A 1,272-nucleotide genomic window follows, 5' to 3' on the forward strand; every position below is an offset into this window, starting at 1 on the left:
ACAAGATCGCCCGAATGGAACCAGCCGTCGCGGAATGCCTCGGCCGTGGCTTCCGGGTTTTCCCAGTAGCCGTTGCACAGCTGCGGTGAGCGGTAGAGAACCTCACCGGACTCACCGTCGGCGACGTCGTTTCCGTCGGCGTCGACGACACGGGTTTCGACGAAGAACACTGCTCGCCCGCAAGAAGACGGACGATCATCATGCTCGCCGGGCTGGAGAACGGTTGCCAGCGGACCGATTTTGGACTGGCCGAAGCAGTTGTAGAAGCCTATGTCCGGGTAACGCTCACGCAGACGATTGAGCACCGTGACCGGCATGATCGAGGCGCCGTACTGCGCCTTCTTCAGCGAAGACAACGAAGAACGGAACACCACTGACCTGGAGTTGGCGGGCCATGGACAGATCCTCGCGCACGGCCTCGGCGGCGGCATCGGAGCCCAGCTGCTCGCGCACCACATCGGCATCGAGACCGACGCTCACGGCCAGCTCGACCAACACCTCACGGTCGTCGATCACCTTGCCGTCGCTGAAGTGCGCTTTGAACAGCGCTTCGAGGAGTTCGTTCTGCCGCTCACCCGCGAGATGCAGCAACCTGTGCGCATCAAAGGTGTTGGCGGCGATCACGGTGTCGAAGTCCAAGGTCAACCCGACCTCGGCTGCCGTCGCACTGACATGGGCGAACATCTGACGTACCTGATCAGGCGCCATCCCCTTCATCTCGACCAACGCGTCGAGTTCGGTACGGCCCGCGCCCACCGGGGTCTCCGGAGCGAGCTGGTACGAGCGCCAGATGACGTTGACGCGGTCCTTGTTCTCGAAACGATCCAGAGCCGAAAGGAACCTGGTCTTTCCGATGTAGCACCACGGACAAGCGACGTCCGACCACACTTCGATGGTCACGTCTTGGTCAATCACGATTTGATCAGTCACCGAAGGTGCAACAACGAACAGGGGCGGGATTAGTCCCGAGTCACGTGACCAGGCCACACCGGAACGCGATCAACGACGCACCCACCCGGTTGGGCACGCCGAGCTTGGCGAACAGTGAAGAGATGTGCGTCTTGACGGTGGTCTCACCGAGGTACAGCCGCTCCGCGATGACGCTGTTGGCCGCGCCCGTCGCCAGGATTGCCAGCACTTCACGCTCGCGTTCGGTGAGCGACGCGAGGGGAGTCTGATCGGGGGCTTGCCGACGCGGCGTCGAGGCCACGATGGCGCGCAGAGAATCGCAGCTGAACAACGAGTGGTCGGACGCCACCACTCGTAGTGCCT

The 1,272-nt window shown here is 62.6% G+C and carries 2 protein-coding genes and 1 pseudogene; all 3 read right to left on the bottom strand.

Annotation, left to right across the window (positions count from 1 at the left end):
* Positions 1–356 (bottom strand): annotated as a pseudogene (locus tag ABT116_RS47440) (AMP-binding protein); the annotation flags it as partial.
* Entirely contained in the window at positions 286–987 is a 702-nt protein-coding gene (locus tag ABT116_RS47445) for a DsbA family oxidoreductase (RefSeq protein ID WP_351647610.1), read from the bottom strand. The pseudogene ABT116_RS47440 and the gene ABT116_RS47445, both read right to left, overlap by 71 nt.
* On the bottom strand, positions 971–1,272 hold a 302-nt coding region (locus ABT116_RS47450; protein WP_351647612.1), incomplete at its 5' end, for a helix-turn-helix domain-containing protein. The genes ABT116_RS47450 and ABT116_RS47445, both read right to left, overlap by 17 nt.

This window comes from Streptomyces sp. NPDC002130 (genome assembly GCF_040296465.1).
Classification (GTDB): Bacteria; Actinomycetota; Actinomycetes; order Streptomycetales; family Streptomycetaceae; genus Streptomyces.